This window comes from Agrobacterium burrii (genome assembly GCF_017313405.1).
GTDB classification, from domain to species: domain Bacteria; phylum Pseudomonadota; class Alphaproteobacteria; order Rhizobiales; family Rhizobiaceae; genus Agrobacterium; species Agrobacterium burrii.
Window position 1 is genome coordinate 81474 of record NZ_JAFLNA010000018.1, and the last position, 18696, is coordinate 100169.

Here is an 18696-nt window from a genome sequence, read left to right on the forward strand (position 1 = left end):
TCCATGGATAGCAGCATGGGGCTGCGAGCCGACATTCTGATCATCGGCGCAGGGCAGGCCGGGCTTGCCGCCGCCAATGCTCTGAAGACGGCAGGGCTGAGCTTTCTGATTGTCGATGCCGGACAAGCGATCGGCGATAGCTGGAGGAACCGATACGACACCCTCACGCTCTTTACGCCGCGCCGCATCAGCAGTCTCCCTGGCATCCCGCTGATCGGTGATCCCGATGGTTACGCCACCAAGGATGAATTTTCAGACTATCTTGAGCGGTACGCCGCGAGCAACGGCTACCCGATTATCAGATCGGCGAAGGTCGTCAGGCTTGAAAAGGTGGACGGGTTATTCCTCGCTTATCTGGAGGGCGGCGGACGCTTGATCAGTCAGGCGGTGATCGTCGCCACGGGTGCGTTTTCCACGACCCGAACACCCGAAATCTCCTATTCACCCCCATCCGACATTCAACAGATGCACGTCGCGGATTTCCGCAATGCGGGCTCGATCACGAGTGGCCCTGTTCTGGTCGTCGGAGATGGTGCAAGTGGAAGGGACGTGGCGATGGAACTGGCGGCTTCGCATCGGGCACTACTGGCACGCGGAAGACAGCGGAAGCTGCTACCGGAGAATATTCTCGGCCGCAGTATATGGTGGTGGCTTGAGCGGCTCGGTTTTCTGCGGGTTTCCGCTTACGGGCTGATCGGAAGACGGATGCGAGAGGCAGATCCATTTCCCACGCGCGGCAACGATGATGCTTCTCTCATCCGGAGTGGCGTTAGCCTCAAGTCCAGACTGGTCGCTCTCGACGGTAGGCGGGCTAAATTCGAGGATGGGACGAGCGAGGACATCGGTTCGATCATATGGGCGACAGGATATGCCGAAGACTTTCGCTGGATCGATATCGAAGGGGCGGTCGGCAGCCGACATGAAGCGGTCCATCGCGAAGGCATTTCCCCCGTCGCGGGCCTCTACTATGTCGGACGACCATGGCAGCGAAACCGTGCTTCAGGTCTTATCGCTGGCGTTGCAGACGATGCGGCATTCGTCGTCGACCATCTTTGCCGATTGCGTGCCCAGAGGACCTAAAAAGCTAGGTTTCGTCGACCACATGGCCGATGACCTTCACAGCCGCTTCGCGACCATCCTCGACGGTCTCTATCTCCAGTGTGCAGTGACCGATACCGTGCCTGTCCAGCAGCATCTTGCGCACGGCGCGCTTGACCCCAGCGATTTCTGCGAGAGACAAGTCCTTGATTACGAGATGGGCTTCGAGAGCATTGTGTTCTTCGTCGACAGGCCAGATGTGGACGTGGTGCACGTCATTCACCCCGTCGACGGAGCGCAAGTCCGCGACGACCTTCTTCACATCGACCCCCTCGGGTGTCGCCATCATCAGGACACGGATCGATCCACCGATCTCGGTGAAAGCCTGCCATAGAATGTAGCCTGCGATCATGAGGGTGATCGCCGGGTCGATCCAGGTCCAGCCATAGATGAGAACGAGTGTGCCAGCGATGATGACACCCACGGATCCGAGCGCGTCCGAGACATTGTGCAGGAACGCGGCGCGGATGTTCATGCTGGTCTTCGAAAGGGCGTAGGTAAGCATGGCCGTGACCACGTCGATCACGAGTGCGATGCTCGCGATAATGACGACAGTCCATCCCTCAATCGGTTCCGGCGTGATAATCCGCAAGACGGCCTCGTAGACGAGATAGATGCCGATGACGATCAGCGTCGTATAGTTGATCAGCGCCGCTACGATCTCTGCCCGGACGTAGCCGAACGTCATCGTATCGTCGGCGGGACGGCGTGCGATCCTACGCGCGCCGTAGGCGATCACGAGGGAAGCGGCGTCGCTGAAATTGTGGATTGCATCCGCTATCAAAGACAGACTGCCGGAGACGATGCCTCCGGCGATCTGGGCAAACGTGAGAAGCACGTTGACGAGGATCGCCCACCAGATGCGCTTGTCGCCGGCATCGGCTCCGTGATCGTGGTGGTGTCCGCTCATGCGCTCAGGCTCCTATATCTCAAGTCAGGATTCAGGAACCTGTCTTGCTCGCATCGATTTCGGCCTTGACGAGGTTCAGGAGACCCTGGGGGCTGAATTCGGTAAGAGGCTTCCCGTTGACGAAGAATGTCGGTGTCTGTTTGACGTTGTTGGCTTTAACATCGGCCATGTCCTGAGCGAGAACTTTATCGACCGACGTCGATGCCGCGTCCTGGCGTCCCTGGTCGATATCGAGCCCTGCCGATGCAGCGATCTGCCACGCCTTCTCCAGATCCGGCTTTCCGTGATCAGCCCAGACAGGCTGCTGATCCAGTATGGCCTCGAGAACGGGCTGGAAGCGGTTCTGCTTGCGGGCGGCTTCCAGTATCCGCACGGCATCGTCGGATCCCTCATGGAACGCAGTGTAGCGCAACACGAGGCGGACGTCGGATCCCGTCTGCGCCATCATCTGCTTGACGATCGGATAGAAGGCCCGGCAGGCCTCGCAGGACGGATCGAAGAACTCGACGATGGTGACGGGAGCGGACACCGGTCCCATGACAGGCGAATGCATCCTGACCAGGGTGTTGTTCCCCGACACGGGGACTGGTGCAGGTGCAGGTGTCGGCTCGGTGGTGTTGCCGTTATAGAGGGCAGCGCCTCCGGCGAACACGACAATAGCGGCCGATGCCGATGCGAGGACGAGGGTGCGTCTGTTCATGCTGATGTTCTCCGGCGCACGATAAGAAGTAGGATGATGATTGCGGTGAATGCTGCAAGAGAGAGGAGGGGTATGGGAAGCGCCCCGAACAGCATCATCCCGTCGCCCGAGCAGGAGGGGCCCTGACCGCATGGTTTGATGGCGGTCGGGATGACCTTGAAATAAAGGAGATTGTGGAACGCAGCAATCAGCCATCCGATGGCGGCCAGCGGCGCTGCATAGAACCACGCCCGGCCATCCGACCGAAACGCTGCCACAGCCAGCAGGACAGCCAATGGGAACATGAAGGCGCGCTGGTGCCAGCAGAGGTCGCAAGGAGCCTGGCCCATGACTTCCCCGATGAACAGCGCACCCAAAGTCGAAGTCAGAGCGACCATCCAAGCCCCGAAGGTCGGCAGCCACGCCCTGTCTTCCGATTGCACTGTCGCCTTACGCATTCTCTGCCCTCAATCTCTGCCCTCAATGGATTCGCTCCCATTGTGAGACCTCTAGTAGCTTGAGGGTCAAGACCAGTTGCGGAAGAAATAGGTGTCCCGGCAAAAATCGAAACCTGGCTCGGTGCGTCACTTCAGCGCAGAACCGACAAAGGGTGTCAGAATGCTCTTGAACCTCAGGCTACTAGAGGGATTACGGCTTTCCCACGAATGATTCCCGATGACATGGGACAGTGGTGGGAGGTTTGATGAAAGGTGTGAGGATTTTCCGGATCGTGATCTGGTGCCTAGTCGCGGTGGTCGCAACAGGGCTGTTGATCCTAGGCCGTGATCTGAATGTGCGTCCGGGTAATGTGGCGGATGCGTCGAACTCATCTTCCCCCGCCATCGGCAAGCCATTTCGCCTCGTTTCGCATAAGGGTCAGATAGTCGATAACGGCGTTTTGGATGGAAATCCGTATCTGGCATTCTTCGGCTTCACGCACTGCCCGGACATCTGCCCCACGACGCTCTTCGAGCTGACCGACCTCATGGCAGAGCTCGGCTCTACTGCGGACAAGTTCAATGTCATCTTCATCAGCGTGGATCCCGAGCGCGACACCGAGACGATGCTGAATGGCTACATGACTTCCTTCGATCCGCGGATCATGGCGCTCAGGGGTACGCCCGAACAGACGGCCACCGCAGTGAAGGCATTCGCAGCCTACTCCCGCAAAGTGCCGACCGATGGTGGGAACTACACCATGGACCATACCGCGGGCGTCTATCTCATGGACGCAGATGGCAGCTTCAAAGGGACACTCGACATGCATGAGCCCCGCGAAGTCCGGTTGCAGAAGATCCGCAAACTCGTAGCGGGATCAGCGTGATCAGCCCGGATGTTCACCGGGCTTAATTTCAATACTCAAGAGGATATAAAGTGCAGCCAGGAAGTTTGACACGACGCGGATTCATGATGGGCGGGGTAGGGGTCGCAACGGTAGCTCTGACAGGCTGTTCCGCGACGACAGCCGAAAAGGAGCGACCCGCATCCATTCCGGTCGAAAGTCCCGCTCTCGCCACGATATACGGGCCGATGCCAGAAGAGCAATTCCCGCTTCCTGCGATCCCCTACCAGAAGATCAGCAAGCGCTTCCACCGCCAGATGGTGAGCGATCCCACGGGTGAGCGGCCCGGCACACTGGTCGTCGATACGGCGAACTATTTCCTGTACCTCACATACGAGGGCGGACAGGCGATGCGTTACGGTGTTGGTCTTGGTCGGCAGGGATTCGAATGGTCAGGACAGGGTGTCATCCAGTACAAGCGCCAGTGGCCGCGCTGGACGCCGCCTGACGAGATGGTCGCCCGGCAGCCTGAACTGGTGCCGTACAGCATCGCAAACGGCGGCATGGCCCCCGGCCTGAAGAATCCGCTCGGTGCGCGGGCGCTCTACATTTTCCAGAACGGCGAGGACACGCTGTACCGGATTCATGGTTCCCCAGAATGGAATAGCATCGGAAAATCCGTGTCGTCGGGTTGTGTGCGGATGATTAATCAAGATGTGGTAGACCTCTATGGCCGGGTACCGGACAAGGCTCCGATCGTCGTCACCAGTCTACCTCGATTATCGGCGGTGTAGGTACCGTCGAGCGGGTTCCGCACAGTCCTTACTTGACATGGCGACACCATCGCACCCGACACATGCCTTGACATTTAAATGATTATGGAATTGTTTAAATGTATGGAAGAAAAACTAGCCCTTGCTGCGTTTGCCGCCATCGCACAGGAAACACGGCTGCGGATTATTCGCCTGCTCGTTACCGCGGGCGCTGATGGAATGGCGGCGGGTGCGATAACGCAAGCCCTGGAGACCGCGTCGGCTCCCAGGGTTTCATTCCATCTCAACCACCTTGAACACGCCGGTCTGATTGAAAGCCGCCGTGAAGGGCGCAGTATCATCTACAGTGCGATCTTCCCGGCGCTCTCCGACCTCGTCGCATTCCTGATGAAGGACTGCTGTTCAGGTCATTGCGAAGTCTGTGATCGGGCGATCGATCTCTTCGCGAAATGCACCGGGCGACCGCAGAAGGTTGTCGAGCCCAAACCCATCGTATGCGAGTGAGAGAATGAGCGAACTGCGTGACATTCTGGAGACCCGGCAGGTCGGCATCTATTTTGCGGCCGTGGTTCTCGCCGCCACCGCCGCAGGCATCGTGTCCGGAACGACGTCACTGGAAGTGGCGATCAATCCCGCACTGGCCTTCATGCTCTTTGTCACCTTCCTCCAGGTTCCGCTCGCCGATCTCGGGAGGGCATTCCTACAGATACGGTTTCTCGGTGCTCTGCTCGTTACGAACTTCGTTGCCGTTCCGATCCTCGTGTTCGGTCTCGTGCATCTTCTCCCGGCTGACCCGATGATCCGTATCGGGGTCCTTCTGGTGCTCCTAACACCATGCATCGACTACGTCGTGACTTTCGCGCATCTGGGCCGGGCTGATGCCAAACTCCTTCTCGCATCGACCCCGGTGCTCCTGATTGCGCAGATGGTCCTGCTTCCGTTTTATCTCAAGGTTTTTCTCAGCGACGAGGCTGGCAATCTCGTGCAGATCGAACCGTTCATCCGCGCCTTCGTCTGGCTGATCGTGTTTCCACTGTTTGGGGCCGCGCTGATACAGTTCTCTGCTGCACGGCTCGGCTTCATGTCCAGGGTTTCGAGCGCGCTCGGACTGCTTCCCGTCCCAGCGACGGCTGCCGTGCTCTTCATCGTTGTTGCTGCAGTCGTTCCGCAGCTTGGTCTCGCTCTCGATGGAGCGTTGCAAACATTGCCAGTCTACATAGCTTTCGCGGTCATCGCCCCCTTCATCGGCTGGATGGTCGCGAGGAGTTTTCGCGTAGCGGTACCGGGTGCCAGGGCCATCGCTTTCAGCGCGTCCACCCGCAATTCGTTGGTGGTGCTTCCTTTGGCATTTGCGGTGCCTAATGCGATGCCGCTTCTGCCTGCGATCATCGTGACGCAGACCCTCGTCGAACTGGTTAGCGAGATGATCTATATCCGCGTGATCTCAAGGTTCGGATCGCAGAAGACCGAGATACAAGCCTAGAAGTTGACAGACACCAGTCGCCTGATGAGCGGTTATTTCAAGCTTGCCGCTGTCGTCGCCAAGGCACATGCCGAGAACGAGCAATTCGCAAGCGACATCGCACTTTATCTCGCTGACCTCGAATGAGATCGCTATGATCTGGGAGGGGCCCCCAGTTTTAAAACCCCTCGGGCTACACCTCAACCAAGGTCATCTCGTCGGTCATGCATCAGCCGACCGATCCCAGCGAACGCCAGAACCGCTAGTGCGCCAAGCCCCGTTGTGGTCGCGAGCGACCAGGTCGCACCGATATGGGCCATGGCAAATGCCAGGGCGAACGGTGCGGTCGCAGAGACGATCAGCCTCGCGGCCATGACCTTGCCCTGAAGCCTGCCGTATCCCTCGCTGCCAAACAGCATCAACGGCAGAGTGCCGGTGACGATGCTGAACAGGCCATTGCCCAGACCGAACACAATGGCAAAAGCCATCGCGCCGGTCACAGAGGGCGCCGTGACGATCAAGATCAGCACGCCACCGGGGATCAGCACGGCGGCGATCGTCGCCAGAACCAGTGGCGGCAGATTGCCGCCAAGCACCATATTGGTGAAGCGGCTCAACACCTGCGACGGGCCGAACAGTGTGCCGACGATGGCCGCCGTGGCACCTAGACCGAGCCCGGATAGCAGCGGCACCATATGGACCAACACTGCCGCGCTGACGAGGGACTGCAACGAGAAGCCAGCCACCATCAGTATGAAGGCAACGCGCCTGACGTTCGGGTCAAGAACCCCTTCTACCACGTGCCCCGACCCGGTCTGTTCCTGTCGACGACCCTTGGAAAGGCCGTACGACAGCCAGACGTGGAGAGGCAGACAGATCAGGAGATTGAGCCCGGCGAACACAAGATAGATGTTCTGCCACGAGAGGTGGGCATGCAGCGCCGTGGTAATAGGCCAGAAGATTGTCGAAGCGAACCCCGCAATCAGCGTCAGATAGGTAATGCTGCGTTGAGCGGTCTGCGGCCGGATTTGTACGAGCAGCGCGAAGGCTGCGCCATATTGCACCAGGTTCGCCGCGACTTCGATGACGATCAACGCTACGACGAACGCAGTCTTGCCGGGAGCGAAGGCGCAAGCAACAAGTGCTGCGGCGGCGATCGCCGAGCCGGCCGTCATGACGCGACCCGCGCCAAAATGGTCAATTGCCCTTCCGAGCCATGGTGCACTCAGTCCGCCCAGGAGAAGTGCCGCCGAAAGCGCACCGAAGATCCATTCCGTCGACCAGTTCAGATCTCGTGCCATGTCTGGCGCGAGAATGCTGAAGCTGTAATAGAGAGTCCCGTAGCCGATGATCTGTGTGAGGCCCAAGGCAAGGATGGCGGCGATCGGCGGACGTTCGGTCATATGGATTTGAGGCTCACGCGCTGCTCAAGCTTTTCGGCCTCTTCCTTCCGCTCACTGTAGCGATCGGTGAGATAGGAAGACGCATCCCGTGTCAGCAGGGTGAACTTCACCAGTTCCTCGCAGACGTCGACGACGCGATCGTAATAGGAAGATGGCTTCATCCGCCCGTCCGCATCGAACTCCTGGAAGGCTTTGGCCACCGACGACTGGTTCGGAATCGTGATCATCCGCATCCAGCGGCCGAGAACGCGAAGCTGGTTGATGGCATTGAACGACTGCGATCCGCCAGACACCTGCATCACCGCCAAAGTTTTGCCCTGGGTCGGACGAACAGACCCGATCGACAATGGAATCCAGTCAATCTGCGCCTTCATAATCCCTGTCATCGCCCCATGGCGTTCGGGGCTGACCCAGACCTGACCCTCCGACCAGGCCGATAGCTCGCGCAGTTCTTGCACCTTCGGATGGCTCACCGGTTCGGCGTCAGGCAGAGGCAGACCGTCCGGATTGAAGATCCTTACCTCGCAGCCGAAGTGTTCGAGCAGCCGACCCGCCTCGAGCGCCAGGAACCGGCTATAGGAGATGGTCCGCAGGGAGCCGTAAAGGATCAGGATGCGCGGCTTATGGGTTGAGAACGCTGGACGCAGCGCGCTCAAGTCCGGCTGGCGCAGATGCTCCAGCGATGCAGCAGGCAAATCAACCAATGCGCTTACCCTCGCTGTCGAGTACCTGTTCACCATCCTCCTTGGTGAAGGCGCCTTTGTGCGTCTCGGGAAGGATTTCCAGGACCACCTCCGACGGACGCGCGAGCCTCGTGCCAAGCGGCGTAACAACGAACGGCCGGTTGATCAGTATCGGGTCCTTCAGCATGGCGTCGAGCAGCTGATCGTCGGTCAATGACAAGTCGTCCAGGCCCAATTCCGTATAGGGCGTTCCCTTTTCACGGATCGCCTCGCGCACTGTCAGACCGGCGTCAGTGATCATCTTCGCAAGCTGTTCGCGAGACGGCGGGTTGTTAAGGTACTCGATCACCGTGGGTTCGATACCGGCATTCCGGATCATTTCCAGCGTGTTGCGCGATGTGCCGCAATCCGGATTGTGATAGATGAGGGCGTCCATGGTCAGACCCTTTCAATGGCGTCGGGTTTGGAATGAGAGGTTGCCTGCACGGCGGCGCCGCGCTCGTACCAGCCCTTGCTGCGGTTGACGATCCAGACGACTGACAGCATCACCGGAACCTCAATAAGGACACCGACGACGGTCGCGAGTGCGGCGCCCGAGTTGAAGCCGAACAGGCTGATTGCTGCGGCGACCGCCAGTTCGAAGAAGTTCGAGGCGCCGATCAAGGCCGACGGACCGGCGACGCAATGTTGCTCGCCCGATATCCGGTTGAGCAGATAGGCGAGGCCGGAGTTGAAGTAGACCTGGATCAGGATGGGCACCGCCAGCAAGGCGATGATGGTCGGCTGGGCGATGATCTGCTCGCCCTGGAAGCCGAACAGCAGCACCAGCGTGGCAAGGAGCGCCACCAACGATAGTGGCTGGAGTGTTTTCAGCAGACGGTCGAGGGATGCCGATGATCCGGAAGCAAGCAGACTTCGGCGCAGGATCTGGGCGGCTATCACCGGCAGAATAATGTAGAGCACGACCGAGAACACCAGTGTCGCCCACGGCACGGTAATGGCGGAAAGACCGAGCAGCACGCCAACGATCGGCGCAAATGCCACCACCATGATGGCGTCATTCAGTGCGACCTGCGACAGCGTGAAGAGTGGCTCGCCCTTGGTCAGGTTTGACCAGACGAACACCATCGCCGTGCAGGGCGCCGCGGCAAGGATGATCAATCCGGCGATATAGGAATCGATCTGCACCTCTGGCAGCATTGGACGGAACAGATAGCCGATGAACAGCCAGCCGAGCAGCGCCATCGAGAAGGGCTTGACCGCCCAGTTGATGAAGAGGGTCACGCCAATACCGCGCCAGTGACGACCGACCTGGCTCAAAGAAGCAAAGTCGATCTTGATCAGCATCGGGATAATCATCAGCCAGATCAGCACGGCGACAGGAATATTGACCTTGGCAATTTCAGCCGCGCCGATCACCTGGAAGACATCCGGCATCAGGTGGCCGAGGGCAATGCCGGCGAGGATGCACAATAACACCCACCACGTGAGATAGCGTTCAAAAGCGGACATCGTTGTTATCCCTGCAGTGGTTTGGCGAGCAGTGCTGCCGAAGCCGGACAGAGACTGGCCGCCTGACGGGTCTGCAAGATCGCGGCCGGCGCCGTCGTACGGTCTATCGGCCTGAAGCCGAGGGTTTCGAAGAAGGGAGCGGCGTTCGTGGTTAGAAGGTAGCCAGTGCGTGCGCCCTCCGAATAAGCCCGTCGCAGGAGGAGGTCGGTAGCCCGGCGGCCAAGGCCCTTGTGACGGTTGGCAGGCGTGATCACTACAGATCGCAGCAGCGCATTGTCGCCATACAGCTCATATCCACCGTAGCCCACCGTGTCGACGCCACGGGCAATCCGAAAGAATGTTCGCCCTGCGTCATCAAGATCATCCGTTGTAAGGTCGGCGTTTTCGAGCGCGCTGCGGAGCTCGTCTTCATGGCCGGTGATCGGGAGGAGCGCCAGCGAGGTAGCGCCTTCCGTCGCGCCGATCTCACGAAGCTTGGTTTCGAGCGCCAGCTTGTCGATCGAGGTGATCGGCAAATTGATGAAGAGGGTAATGCGGTTCTTGAGGTAGCGTGCCGCCAGGGCAAAGGCCCGGCCAATCTCCACATCAGAACCCTCGATGGAAGCAGGGTCTTCGACACCCCAATGGGCGGTCATCGGATGGCCAAGCCAGACCGGGCAGGCCTCGCCCGCCGCGTTGTCACAGACAGTGAAGATGAAGTCCATCTGCGGAGCGCCCGCCTCGGCAAAAACGTCCCAGCTTTTCGAGCTGAACCCGGTCGCGGGATAGCCAAGCGCGTCCAGAGTTTTCAGCGCCCAGGGATGGACCTGTCCCTTCGGGTGGCTGCCAGCCGAGAAGGCGCGAAAGCGGCCTTTCCCCTCGGCATTGAGGATGGATTCCGCCAGGATCGAGCGTGCGGAATTGCCCGTGCAGAGAAAGAGCACATTATAAACGCGGTCGGCAGTCATTGCAGGTTCTCCTTGGCTGTCGGAGCGCAGCAGGCGGCAACCTCGGCGGCCGGCGCGCAGATTTCGGGATGTCCGGAGCAGCAGTCTTCCATCAGGAAGCGAACGAGGCCGCCCAAAGATTCATAGTTGGCGGTGTAGATGATCGAGCGGGATTGTCGCTGCGCGGCAATCAAGCCGGAATGCTCAAGCTCCTTCAGATGGAAGGAGATGTTCGATGGTGAGACCTCGACTTTCTCGGCCAACGCACCGGCCGCCATGCCGTCGGGGCCGGCAACCACGAGGATGCGGACGATCTGCAAACGTGTCTCCTGAGAGAGAGCGGCGAAGGCACCGAGAGCTTGACGTTGATCCATATTTCAATCATCCTTGAATCATTGAAACGAGGATTACCGCAAATGAACGCGATCGACAACAGCAAAATCTCATCTGAAGATATCAGCCTTGGTTTGCTTCTCGACACGCTGACTGGCGCCCGGGATCTACCGCTGGTGTTCCACTACGATGGGCACCCAGTGAAGACGGGCTACCATGTGACGGAGGTCAAGGCCGGACATTTTTCGGCGCTCGATTGCGGTGCAAATCCCGAAGCGTGGTCGGAGATTTTCGTCCAACTGTGGGACATCGATGAGGACGGCCGAACGCATATGCCGGGCGGCAAGTTCTCGGCCATCATCCGCAAGGTCTCGGAACATGTGAAGCTGGACGGATCCGCGAAGCTGACATTCGAAGTCAGCGACGGCGTGAGGCCCATGTCGCTGTATTGCTCAGCCATGCCGACGCTTCGAGACGGCGCCTTGCACGTCGAACTGTCCCCGCGGCCCGCCAGCTGCAAACCGCGTGATCGCTGGCTCTCCGAGCAGCAAACGCAGTCCAGCTGCTGCGCGCCGTCGGCAACTGGGCAGGCCTGTTGCGGCTGACGACGGCAGAAGGGAAACTGGCCAAGGAAAAGGCCGCGTTCAATGGGCTGATCAGGGACGAGCCGCCCCACTTGGGCGGCTTAGAGAACTGGTTTTCAGCAGGAAGCCGATGCAATGTCGATATCGGTAGTCGCGCCAATACCGGCCATTATCAGGTGTGTCGCCATACCTTAACCGCTGAGATCAGCAGGATTGCGGCCAGCGCCGGAAGGAGGAACTCATTTGGCACTATGCCAAGCAAGAGGCCCCCGACGAAGGTGCCAACGATCGAGCCTGCCGCCATGACCAGTAGGAAGGTCTTGTTGCGCCCGAGGACCGAGAAGCTTTGATCGCGGCTGTAACGCGTGAACCCCACCAGCATCGTTGGCAGGCTCACGGCAAGGGATAGGCTTCCGGCCAGTTTGATATCTGCCCCAAAAAGCAGGACCAGCGTTGGGATCAGCAGCTCTCCGCCCGCCACGCCGAGCAGGGATGCCACGATCCCGATAATGAAGCCCGCCACTACGCCTGCGATCATCTGGGCTACACCCGTTAGAAGAGGCTGACCTGCTGTCGCGTCGTGGCCGATCATTAGGACGACGGCGATCACGACCAGCATCGCGGCGATGACCTTGTAGAGCGTTTCCGACTTCAGGCGCGTCGCCCATCCAGCCCCAAACCATGCTCCGAGCAGGCTTCCGGCCAGCAGATTGACCACGATCGGCCAATTTTCAGCGATTGTGCTGAAAGGCACGGTCGAAGCACGGAACGGGAGTGCTGTAGCGACGACAACCAAGCTCATGGCTTTGTTCAGGATAACAGCCTCAAGGGCCGCAAAATTGAACAGGCCGATTAGCAGAGGTAGCCGGAATTCCGCACCCCCAAGGCCGATCAACCCGCCGAGGGCACCGATAATTCCTCCGCCTGCAAAGGCCATGGGGAGATTCTGAGAGGCAGGCGATGACGTGGGGGAGTTCTGAGACATCGATATAGTCCGTTAAAGATATCGATCCTTAGCGGACATATGGCTCGCTAGCAAAGTGCGCTAGGGCCGATACAGTCCTTTTGCTTGACTGTCAGGATAACGCGCCGAGCTGCGTAACGCCGTCTACCAGGACGAGCGCCAGTGGATCCTCAACGAGCTTGAAGCAGCTGAACGGCAGCTTGGGCAAGAAGGGGCTGCATTTGACGCGCAGCTGAAGCCGGTGCCGCCCGAGTAGGGGCGGACTAATGAATAGAACCGGGTAGGCTATGATCGAAAACGCAACTATTGCATCAACGTACAGAGATATGCTCTGTGTAACGCACATATTAGGGTCATGGGGGCACGATGACACTTCCCGCAGCATCTACTATCGAGGCCGGTACATCCATACTCTTTTTGGGAGCAGGATTTTCGGCTGAAGCAACCAATACCAATGATGAAGATATCAAAGACGTTTCAGGTTTAATTGCCGATCTGCTCGGCAAAGTCGGCATCACTTCTGTCAACGGTTATGATCTTGATACCGCAGCGGAGGAGTTTCAGGAGTCTCACGGAGACGAGGCCATCATTAAGGCGCTGCACACAAACTTCCGAACAAAGACTTACACTGCGGATCAAGCTACGATCGTCACCCAGCCCTGGCGAAGGATCTATACGACAAACTATGACGACGTGATTGAGACGATTTGCTCGGATAACCGCAAGCCTTTGACCAAGCATGGAGTCCATGACCCTGTGAGCGAGCCCATGCCAGGGTCAACTCAACTCCTGCATATCTACGGTGATATTGGTAAAGCCTCGGCTACCGAATTCGCGAAGTCTTTCTTGCTTTCGGAGCGTCAGAGGGACAACTCGCCGTTCATTAAGTCGCCGTGGATGAGAGCGTTCCAAAACGATATGCTCGCAGCATCGAGTGTCGTCTTCGTCGGCTTTTCTCTTTCAGATATCGACATCCGTCGGCTTTTGGGCTCATTGCCGCCCGAAGTCCTACAGAAGATTCACTTCATCGCTCATCCCGACGAAAAGCGTCCAGTGCTTACACGTTTAAGCAAAAATGGCACCGCCTACCCCATTGGATTAGCTGCATTTGCTTTGCACCTCGGTGCTAAGCGCCCTGGTGCGCCAATTACTTCGTACACCACGCTACCGATCTCTATGCAAGAAATGTTCTTCTCGCCAAAAATGGTAGCATCGATATCTCCTACAGATATTGAGAGGCTTTTCATCTCTGGTGCTCCAGATCCGGACAAGCTCGCGCACTCAGACATTTCCGCCGAGCCAGGATCATACACGATTTCTCGTAGCCGTTATGCATACGAACGTGCTGGTAATAACGCGACTGGTGCCAGGCCAATCTTGGTCAACAGCGATATCGGCAATGGTAAGACTATTTTCGCCGATCAGATCGGGTATCTATACGCCCAGAAAAACTTTCGGGTTTTCAAGTTCCAGCGGGAGCCGGAGAACATTGGTACCGTGTTGGCATACCTTCAATCACTCGAAGAATCCGCGTTAATGATTTTCGACGATGTGATGCGTTTTCGCAAGCTGCCGACGGCAATCCTAGAGCTACAGAAAAGCAATCTGATCATTCTCGCCACCGTACGGACCAGCTTTCTTGAAACCTCTCTGTCAGCTGTTAAGTCCCGCCTTGGGAATGTTACGACCATTGACATAGACCTGGACAGCCCGATGAGAGAGGAAGCATCTCGCATCGTCGGTTACTTATCGGTGAATGGCCTGCTCGGGCAATACGCCGACCTAACTGATCCCGAAAAGCTACATTTCGTTGAGAAAAAATGCGGAGGACAACTACGCGATATCGTGCTGAGCCTATACGAAACTGGAAGACTCCACGAGAAGGTCGAAGATCTTCTAATCAGTATCCAGAAGTTGGACAAAGGTGCGCAGGATTTGATCATCTTCAGCGCGGTCTTAACCCAGGCTGGATATCAGGATCTCTCTGAGGTTTGGCTGCTCACCGAATTGCTTGACTACTCCGGTGCCTTTGAAGATCTGCGCACGACGCTGCGGGAGCACGGCCTTGGCGGCCTTGTTAGGATCGACGATGGCGATCTGAGCATACGATCGCCGGCACTTGCTGAGTTTATTTTGAAACGTGTCTTCAACATAGAGACAATTCTCGATGTTGTGAAACGCGGATTATTTTCTGTCGACAGATTTTTCCGCGACGAAAGCGATCTGATCAAAATGGCGAAGGGACTCCTGAAGTTTTCAGTTTACGGTCGCATAATCCGTAATGATCGACAAAACGCGATAATCGAGACATTTTATAATGACTGCCGCTTGCTGTCTTTTGCAGCTGAAGATCCCCTGTTCTGGGTCCAGAGATCCATCTGCACAATGAACGATCGCCAGTTCGGTATCTCATTTAAATTCATTGAAAATGCCGAGGGACTTGCGAGAGCTCGCCGTGGTTTCGATACCTATCAAATCGACAATCACAAGGCGCGGGTTCTGTTAACCCAAGCGCGCGAGGAAGGGGTCAGTCCAGACGGCAGTCTTGAGCGAGATGCGATATCTCTTCTCCGTGCAGTGCTGGCAAGAAAAAATGACGACCTCTATCATCCGCTATCGGTCATGCGACTTTACGCAGAAATTGTTGATAGACATGTCCATGGCTTGTCTCCGGAACAGAGAGCGTCTTTAAGAGGCTCAATCGAAATCGGTATTCAGAGCATTTCCAAGTTCAAGCACACTGGGCGATTTCGGAATCTTACCGAGCTCCGCAACCGCCTTGCCGCTGCTGCGAAAGCGTTGGCCTGAAGAGACTACGGGAGCCCGTTTTGGCCCATTAGCGTTCCGAGACGCCTGACTGTCAGGATAACGGGCTGAGCTGCGTAACGCCGTGTATCGGGACGAGCGCCAGTGGATCCTCAACGAAATTGCAGCGGCGGAAGCGCAGCTTGCGGAGGAAGATGCCGCATATGATGCAATGGTTCTCGCAGACCCGCCCCATTAGGGCGGCTCTCAAATAGCGAACGATCCTGGTCACGATCTACCTTGCCATCGCTATTGGCAGCTCCTTGATGTTGGTCGTGTAGCGGGGAGACCGACTGTCGAACTTCGTTTGCCATTCGCGCTTGATGCCGGCCGAGGCGGGAATGAGAGCGCCACGGCCAAACTTCTTATTCACCGCATCGAGGGCGGTCATTAGCCGGTCGGACTGGTCGCGATCGCGGGCGTCAAAGAGCGGGCGCTGTTGCGACTGCGCCGGCACAAGATCATTCATAATGATGCCGGCTTTCGCGTAGCGATGGCCGTCCCTGAAAATCTTGCGCGCTCCGCTCTGAGCCACATGGATCAGATCGAAGGTGTCGTTTGACGCTTCGGGCAAGTGCACTGTTGTCTGCGCAGAGTAGGGTCGATCCTTCTCGTTAAAACGCGACGTGTGCATGAAGACCGCCATATGGGTGGCCTCAAGGCCGTAGCGGCGCAGCTTTTCTCCTGCCCTCGTCGCATAGGCCGCAACCGCTTCCAGTATGCCGGCAAGGTCCGTAACCGGCGCTCCGAAGGAACGCGTCACCGCGCAGCCCTTGCGTTGCGGCGGCACGTCTTCCAGCGGCAGGCATGACAGGCCCTGCAATTCCAGCACGGTGCGTTCCCCGACCACACTCAGAAGTTTGCGGGCCAAGCGCGCGTCCATGCGCGCCAGGTCGCCGGCCGTCTCCACCCCGAGGCCAAACAGTTTGCGTCCCGAGGCCGCACCGACGCCCCACACCTCGCCAACCTCGATCCGATCGAGCCAGCTTTGCCGCAAGGCTGCATCCGTCAGATCGCAGACCCCGCCAAGCTCAGGATTCTTTTTCGCGACGTGATTGGCGAATTTAGCGAGCGTCTTTGTGGGGCCAATGCCGACGCATGTCGGAATCCCTGTCCAACGCTGGACCGTCGATCGCAGATCGCGACCGAATACTTGCCGGTCAACCGGCCGGATGTCGGTCATATCGAGGAAGCTCTCATCGATCGAATAAACTTCCACGTCCAGCGACCATTGCCGGTAAATCGCGTTCAGGCGTGCGCTCATGTCGCCGTAAAGTGTGTAATTGCTGGAATACACAGCGACATTGTTAGTCCGACAGAGGTCCCGGATCTTGAAGAAGGGCTCGCCCATCCCAATGCCAAGAGCCTTTGCCTCCGCCGTTCTGGCAACAGCGCAGCCATCATTGTTCGACAGGACAATGACGGGCCGCTTTTCAATGGAGGGGTCGAAAACCCGCTCGCAGGAACAGTAGAACGAATTTCCATCAATCAGCGCAAAGGAAGTCATCTCCGCTTCCTGGGTCTGAGCCAGTGGACGTTGCACATGGCGACGCCCCAAATCTCGACTTCCGCGATTTCGGGCAGGTCGAATAACGGCATATCGCTATTCTCAAACAGGAGCCGCGGTCGATCGCCATTCATTCGCAGACGCTTCAATGACCGCTCGCCGTGGACCGTTGCCACGACAATATCGCCATCGACCGCGGTCACGCTCCTGTCCACAACGATCAGGTCGCCGTGGAAAATGCCGGCATCCCGCATGGAATTGCCGTCAACCTTCCAGAGGAAGGTCGCAGGCGGGTTGCGGATCAACAACCGAGTCAGGTCGATGGATTCATCAATGTAGTCATCTGCGGGAGACGGGAAGCCGGCGCAAAGCCCGTGCAGCAGTAGCGGAACGTAAACCTCCGCTTGGATTTTCAGGCCGGCAAGCATTCTAAAAGCACCCTTCACGAGATACGAGCGAAAGGAACAAATAGGGAACATAGACGGCGGCAGAATGCAATATAGAGGATTACGCGATGATTATTTTACGCTCGCCTAATAAGAGAAAATTACGTCACCCGGTACGGTAGCGACCAACGGCTCACCAGCGGGGCCGGTCCTCGTCAGGTGACCCATGCTGCCATTCATCAAGATACCTGAAGACGGTCTCCTGCCCGGATTTCAGTAGCGCAGGATCACTCCAGAGGATCCAGCCGGCGATAATCAGGGTCGCTATCACGACCATTCCGACGATCTTCCTGATGAAAAATATTACGATGAAGATAGCGATGAGCGCGCCAACGCCAGTCCTCAGTACTGGAGGGATGTTTTCGAGAATATAGGCGTCGAGCATGTTCATATCGTCGCCTTATATGCGTTGACGTCGCTCCTTCGCCTTCGGCCGGAGCAGCCGTCGCAACAGCAGAGCGGCCGCAAGCGCAAGCGCGGCCGCAAGGATCATCATCTCAAGGGGCTGCATGCAGCCCGGCCCTACGGACGCCTGCGGCGACTTTCACTTCTATAATCTGTTCGATATTGCCAAGCCTCAATCAACCTTTGCCGCTCCCGTCGCGGCCCTCAACCAAATCCAACCCAATGAGACCGAAATAGAGGCGCGGCTTGCGCCGCGCCTCTATCTCAGCGGCCCGCCGTGGGTGTCGGTTTCTTCGCCATCGAGACAACAAGCTTGAAAATCCGCTCAAGACCTTCCGTGTCGAGCTGTCGGATTTCTGAGATCGTATTTTGCAGGAGCCGGGAATGTTCCTGATTTTCGCCCCATAGATGCGGAGCGGCAGGGGCTAGAATTTCCTCTGGCGTGGCGTCCAGAACTTCGCAGAGATGAATTAGCCGGGAGACGGTCAGTCGGGAAACACTCGTTTCGTACCGATGATAGACCGCGTTACTCAAGCCAAGCAGGGGAGCGATTTTGGAACGTGACAAGGACCGTTTATCGCGGGCCTCCCGAATACTCGTACTGATTTTGTCGTCCAGTTCCGCATTCAGATGGACTTTGCCGTGATAGGGCTTCCGATAGACCGGCTTTTCAAGATCAGGATCCTGGACCAGCTGTAGGCCGAGTTGTTCAACCCAGTTTTCTATCGTTGGACCTGCCATGGTGTTACCGCGCTGTAATTTCTAAGCCTGATTATTTGTTACCGAATTGGCTACGTGATAGGAACCCTGAAACATAGGTTTTCGACTAAATTTGGCGCATCGCTTCGCGACCCCGCTCTATGCCTTCGGCACGGAGCCGCTGGAAAAGCGTCTCCGCCCTGCGGGTAACGATCGCTTGCGCAG

Annotated in this window: 22 protein-coding genes and 1 pseudogene; 8 read left to right on the forward strand and 15 right to left on the reverse strand. The window is 57.7% G+C overall.

Features of this window, described 5'->3' with window-relative positions; all coding sequences use genetic code 11:
• Positions 1–15: 15 nt before the first annotated feature.
• The gene (locus JZX89_RS25615; protein ID WP_207135748.1) at positions 16–1080 is read left to right on the forward strand and encodes a flavin-containing monooxygenase; all 1065 of its coding nucleotides are present in this window, start codon (positions 16–18) and stop codon (positions 1078–1080) included.
• 4 nt (positions 1081–1084) lie between these two features.
• Here JZX89_RS25615 and JZX89_RS25620 read toward each other — a convergent pair whose 3' ends face one another.
• The 3 genes from JZX89_RS25620 to JZX89_RS25630 are packed head-to-tail and all read right to left on the reverse strand — an operon-like array spanning position 1085 to position 3145.
• Positions 1085–2008 (reverse strand): cation diffusion facilitator family transporter, encoded by a 924-nt coding sequence (locus JZX89_RS25620; protein WP_174043531.1) that lies wholly within the window; start codon positions 2006–2008, stop codon positions 1085–1087.
• Positions 2009–2039: 31 nt separating this feature from the next.
• Positions 2040–2708, reverse strand: a complete 669-nt coding sequence (locus JZX89_RS25625) for a DsbA family protein (protein WP_174153005.1) — start codon at positions 2706–2708, stop codon at positions 2040–2042.
• Positions 2705–3145 carry a disulfide bond formation protein B gene (locus tag JZX89_RS25630; RefSeq protein ID WP_174153006.1) on the reverse strand — a complete coding sequence of 147 codons (441 nt, stop codon included), beginning with the start codon at positions 3143–3145 and terminating at the stop codon, positions 2705–2707. Before JZX89_RS25630 ends, JZX89_RS25625 begins: the two co-directional genes overlap by 4 nt.
• Before the next feature lie 245 nt (positions 3146–3390).
• Here JZX89_RS25630 and JZX89_RS25635 point away from each other — a divergent pair, with 245 nt between their 5' ends.
• From JZX89_RS25635 to JZX89_RS28805, 5 genes are all read left to right on the forward strand, one after another.
• On the forward strand, positions 3391–4011 hold the full coding sequence (locus JZX89_RS25635) for an SCO family protein (protein WP_174153007.1): 621 nt from the start codon (positions 3391–3393) through the stop codon (positions 4009–4011).
• A gap of 83 nt (positions 4012–4094) precedes the next feature.
• Complete coding sequence (locus JZX89_RS25640) at positions 4095–4763, forward strand: L,D-transpeptidase (RefSeq protein WP_173994586.1); 669 nt, start codon at positions 4095–4097, stop codon at positions 4761–4763.
• A 102-nt stretch (positions 4764–4865) separates the two neighbouring features.
• Complete coding sequence (locus JZX89_RS25645) at positions 4866–5246, forward strand: ArsR/SmtB family transcription factor (protein WP_207135792.1); 381 nt, start codon at positions 4866–4868, stop codon at positions 5244–5246.
• 4 nt (positions 5247–5250) lie between these two features.
• Positions 5251–6225, forward strand: coding sequence for an arsenic resistance protein (locus JZX89_RS25650; protein ID WP_246746798.1), 975 nt, complete (start codon positions 5251–5253; stop codon positions 6223–6225).
• Between the two features lie 3 nt (positions 6226–6228).
• Positions 6229–6351, forward strand: coding sequence for a hypothetical protein (locus JZX89_RS28805; protein WP_256438158.1), 123 nt, complete (start codon positions 6229–6231; stop codon positions 6349–6351).
• Positions 6352–6404: 53 nt separating this feature from the next.
• Here JZX89_RS28805 and arsK read toward each other — a convergent pair whose 3' ends face one another.
• From arsK to JZX89_RS25685, 7 genes and pseudogenes are all read right to left on the reverse strand, one after another.
• On the reverse strand, positions 6405–7607 hold the full coding sequence (gene arsK, locus JZX89_RS25660) for an arsenite efflux MFS transporter ArsK (protein ID WP_174153009.1): 1203 nt from the start codon (positions 7605–7607) through the stop codon (positions 6405–6407).
• Positions 7604–8347, reverse strand: coding sequence for an arsenical resistance protein ArsH (gene arsH / locus JZX89_RS25665; RefSeq protein WP_207135750.1), 744 nt, complete (start codon positions 8345–8347; stop codon positions 7604–7606). The genes arsK and arsH overlap by 4 nt, the downstream gene beginning before the upstream one ends.
• A complete protein-coding gene (arsC, locus tag JZX89_RS25670; protein WP_246746804.1) occupies positions 8304–8732 on the reverse strand; it encodes an arsenate reductase (glutaredoxin) in 429 nt (142 codons plus the stop codon). The genes arsH and arsC overlap by 44 nt, the downstream gene beginning before the upstream one ends.
• Complete coding sequence (arsB, locus tag JZX89_RS25675) at positions 8729–9802, reverse strand: ACR3 family arsenite efflux transporter (protein WP_207135752.1); 1074 nt, start codon at positions 9800–9802, stop codon at positions 8729–8731. The genes arsC and arsB overlap by 4 nt, the downstream gene beginning before the upstream one ends.
• A 5-nt stretch (positions 9803–9807) precedes the next feature.
• Positions 9808–10266: an arsenic resistance N-acetyltransferase ArsN2 gene (gene arsN2 / locus JZX89_RS28700; protein ID WP_369809615.1), complete on the reverse strand. Its 459-nt coding sequence runs from the start codon at positions 10264–10266 to the stop codon at positions 9808–9810.
• Positions 10240–10749, reverse strand: a pseudogene (locus JZX89_RS28705) (arsenate reductase ArsC); the annotation flags it as partial. The pseudogene JZX89_RS28705 and the gene arsN2, both read right to left, overlap by 27 nt.
• Positions 10746–11102 carry an ArsR/SmtB family transcription factor gene (locus JZX89_RS25685; RefSeq protein ID WP_207135754.1) on the reverse strand — a complete coding sequence of 119 codons (357 nt, stop codon included), beginning with the start codon at positions 11100–11102 and terminating at the stop codon, positions 10746–10748. The pseudogene JZX89_RS28705 and the gene JZX89_RS25685, both read right to left, overlap by 4 nt.
• 42 nt (positions 11103–11144) lie before the next feature.
• On the opposite strand from JZX89_RS25685, the gene JZX89_RS25690 reads away from it, so the two are divergent.
• Positions 11145–11666, forward strand: coding sequence for a DUF6428 family protein (locus tag JZX89_RS25690; RefSeq protein ID WP_207135755.1), 522 nt, complete (start codon positions 11145–11147; stop codon positions 11664–11666).
• Positions 11667–11817: 151 nt separating this feature from the next.
• Here JZX89_RS25690 and JZX89_RS25695 read toward each other — a convergent pair whose 3' ends face one another.
• Positions 11818–12630 carry a sulfite exporter TauE/SafE family protein gene (locus tag JZX89_RS25695; protein ID WP_207135756.1) on the reverse strand — a complete coding sequence of 271 codons (813 nt, stop codon included), beginning with the start codon at positions 12628–12630 and terminating at the stop codon, positions 11818–11820.
• A gap of 345 nt (positions 12631–12975) precedes the next feature.
• On the opposite strand from JZX89_RS25695, the gene JZX89_RS25700 reads away from it, so the two are divergent.
• Positions 12976–15417 (forward strand): SIR2 family protein, encoded by a 2442-nt coding sequence (locus JZX89_RS25700; RefSeq protein ID WP_207135757.1) that lies wholly within the window; start codon positions 12976–12978, stop codon positions 15415–15417.
• A 232-nt stretch (positions 15418–15649) separates the two neighbouring features.
• On the opposite strand, the gene JZX89_RS25705 is transcribed toward JZX89_RS25700, so the two are convergent.
• The 4 genes from JZX89_RS25705 to JZX89_RS25720 form a co-directional block, all read right to left on the reverse strand.
• On the reverse strand, positions 15650–16921 hold the full coding sequence (locus JZX89_RS25705) for a Y-family DNA polymerase (RefSeq protein ID WP_207135758.1): 1272 nt from the start codon (positions 16919–16921) through the stop codon (positions 15650–15652).
• Positions 16918–17349: a LexA family protein gene (locus JZX89_RS25710; protein ID WP_207135759.1), complete on the reverse strand. Its 432-nt coding sequence runs from the start codon at positions 17347–17349 to the stop codon at positions 16918–16920. The genes JZX89_RS25705 and JZX89_RS25710 overlap by 4 nt, the downstream gene beginning before the upstream one ends.
• Positions 17350–17500: 151 nt before the next feature.
• Positions 17501–17758: a hypothetical protein gene (locus tag JZX89_RS25715; protein WP_207135760.1), complete on the reverse strand. Its 258-nt coding sequence runs from the start codon at positions 17756–17758 to the stop codon at positions 17501–17503.
• A 278-nt stretch (positions 17759–18036) separates the two neighbouring features.
• A complete protein-coding gene (locus tag JZX89_RS25720; RefSeq protein WP_207135761.1) occupies positions 18037–18513 on the reverse strand; it encodes a helix-turn-helix domain-containing protein in 477 nt (158 codons plus the stop codon).
• Between the last annotated feature and the right edge of the window lie 183 nt (positions 18514–18696).

Coding starts and splice junctions, on each gene's coding strand:
- JZX89_RS25615 (WP_207135748.1), top strand. CDS start 16: ATGGGGCTGCGAGCCGACATTCTGATCATCGGCGCAGGGCAGGCCGGG.
- JZX89_RS25620 (WP_174043531.1), bottom strand. CDS start 2,008: ATGAGCGGACACCACCACGATCACGGAGCCGATGCCGGCGACAAGCGC.
- JZX89_RS25625 (WP_174153005.1), bottom strand. CDS start 2,708: ATGAACAGACGCACCCTCGTCCTCGCATCGGCATCGGCCGCTATTGTC.
- JZX89_RS25630 (WP_174153006.1), bottom strand. CDS start 3,145: ATGCGTAAGGCGACAGTGCAATCGGAAGACAGGGCGTGGCTGCCGACC.
- JZX89_RS25635 (WP_174153007.1), top strand. CDS start 3,391: ATGAAAGGTGTGAGGATTTTCCGGATCGTGATCTGGTGCCTAGTCGCG.
- JZX89_RS25640 (WP_173994586.1), top strand. CDS start 4,095: ATGATGGGCGGGGTAGGGGTCGCAACGGTAGCTCTGACAGGCTGTTCC.
- JZX89_RS25645 (WP_207135792.1), top strand. CDS start 4,866: ATGGAAGAAAAACTAGCCCTTGCTGCGTTTGCCGCCATCGCACAGGAA.
- JZX89_RS25650 (WP_246746798.1), top strand. CDS start 5,251: ATGAGCGAACTGCGTGACATTCTGGAGACCCGGCAGGTCGGCATCTAT.
- arsK (WP_174153009.1), bottom strand. CDS start 7,607: ATGACCGAACGTCCGCCGATCGCCGCCATCCTTGCCTTGGGCCTCACA.
- arsH (WP_207135750.1), bottom strand. CDS start 8,347: ATGGTGAACAGGTACTCGACAGCGAGGGTAAGCGCATTGGTTGATTTG.
- arsB (WP_207135752.1), bottom strand. CDS start 9,802: ATGTCCGCTTTTGAACGCTATCTCACGTGGTGGGTGTTATTGTGCATC.
- JZX89_RS25685 (WP_207135754.1), bottom strand. CDS start 11,102: ATGGATCAACGTCAAGCTCTCGGTGCCTTCGCCGCTCTCTCTCAGGAG.
- JZX89_RS25690 (WP_207135755.1), top strand. CDS start 11,145: ATGAACGCGATCGACAACAGCAAAATCTCATCTGAAGATATCAGCCTT.
- JZX89_RS25695 (WP_207135756.1), bottom strand. CDS start 12,630: ATGTCTCAGAACTCCCCCACGTCATCGCCTGCCTCTCAGAATCTCCCC.
- JZX89_RS25700 (WP_207135757.1), top strand. CDS start 12,976: ATGACACTTCCCGCAGCATCTACTATCGAGGCCGGTACATCCATACTC.
- JZX89_RS25705 (WP_207135758.1), bottom strand. CDS start 16,921: ATGACTTCCTTTGCGCTGATTGATGGAAATTCGTTCTACTGTTCCTGC.
- JZX89_RS25710 (WP_207135759.1), bottom strand. CDS start 17,349: ATGCTTGCCGGCCTGAAAATCCAAGCGGAGGTTTACGTTCCGCTACTG.
- JZX89_RS25715 (WP_207135760.1), bottom strand. CDS start 17,758: ATGAACATGCTCGACGCCTATATTCTCGAAAACATCCCTCCAGTACTG.
- JZX89_RS25720 (WP_207135761.1), bottom strand. CDS start 18,513: ATGGCAGGTCCAACGATAGAAAACTGGGTTGAACAACTCGGCCTACAG.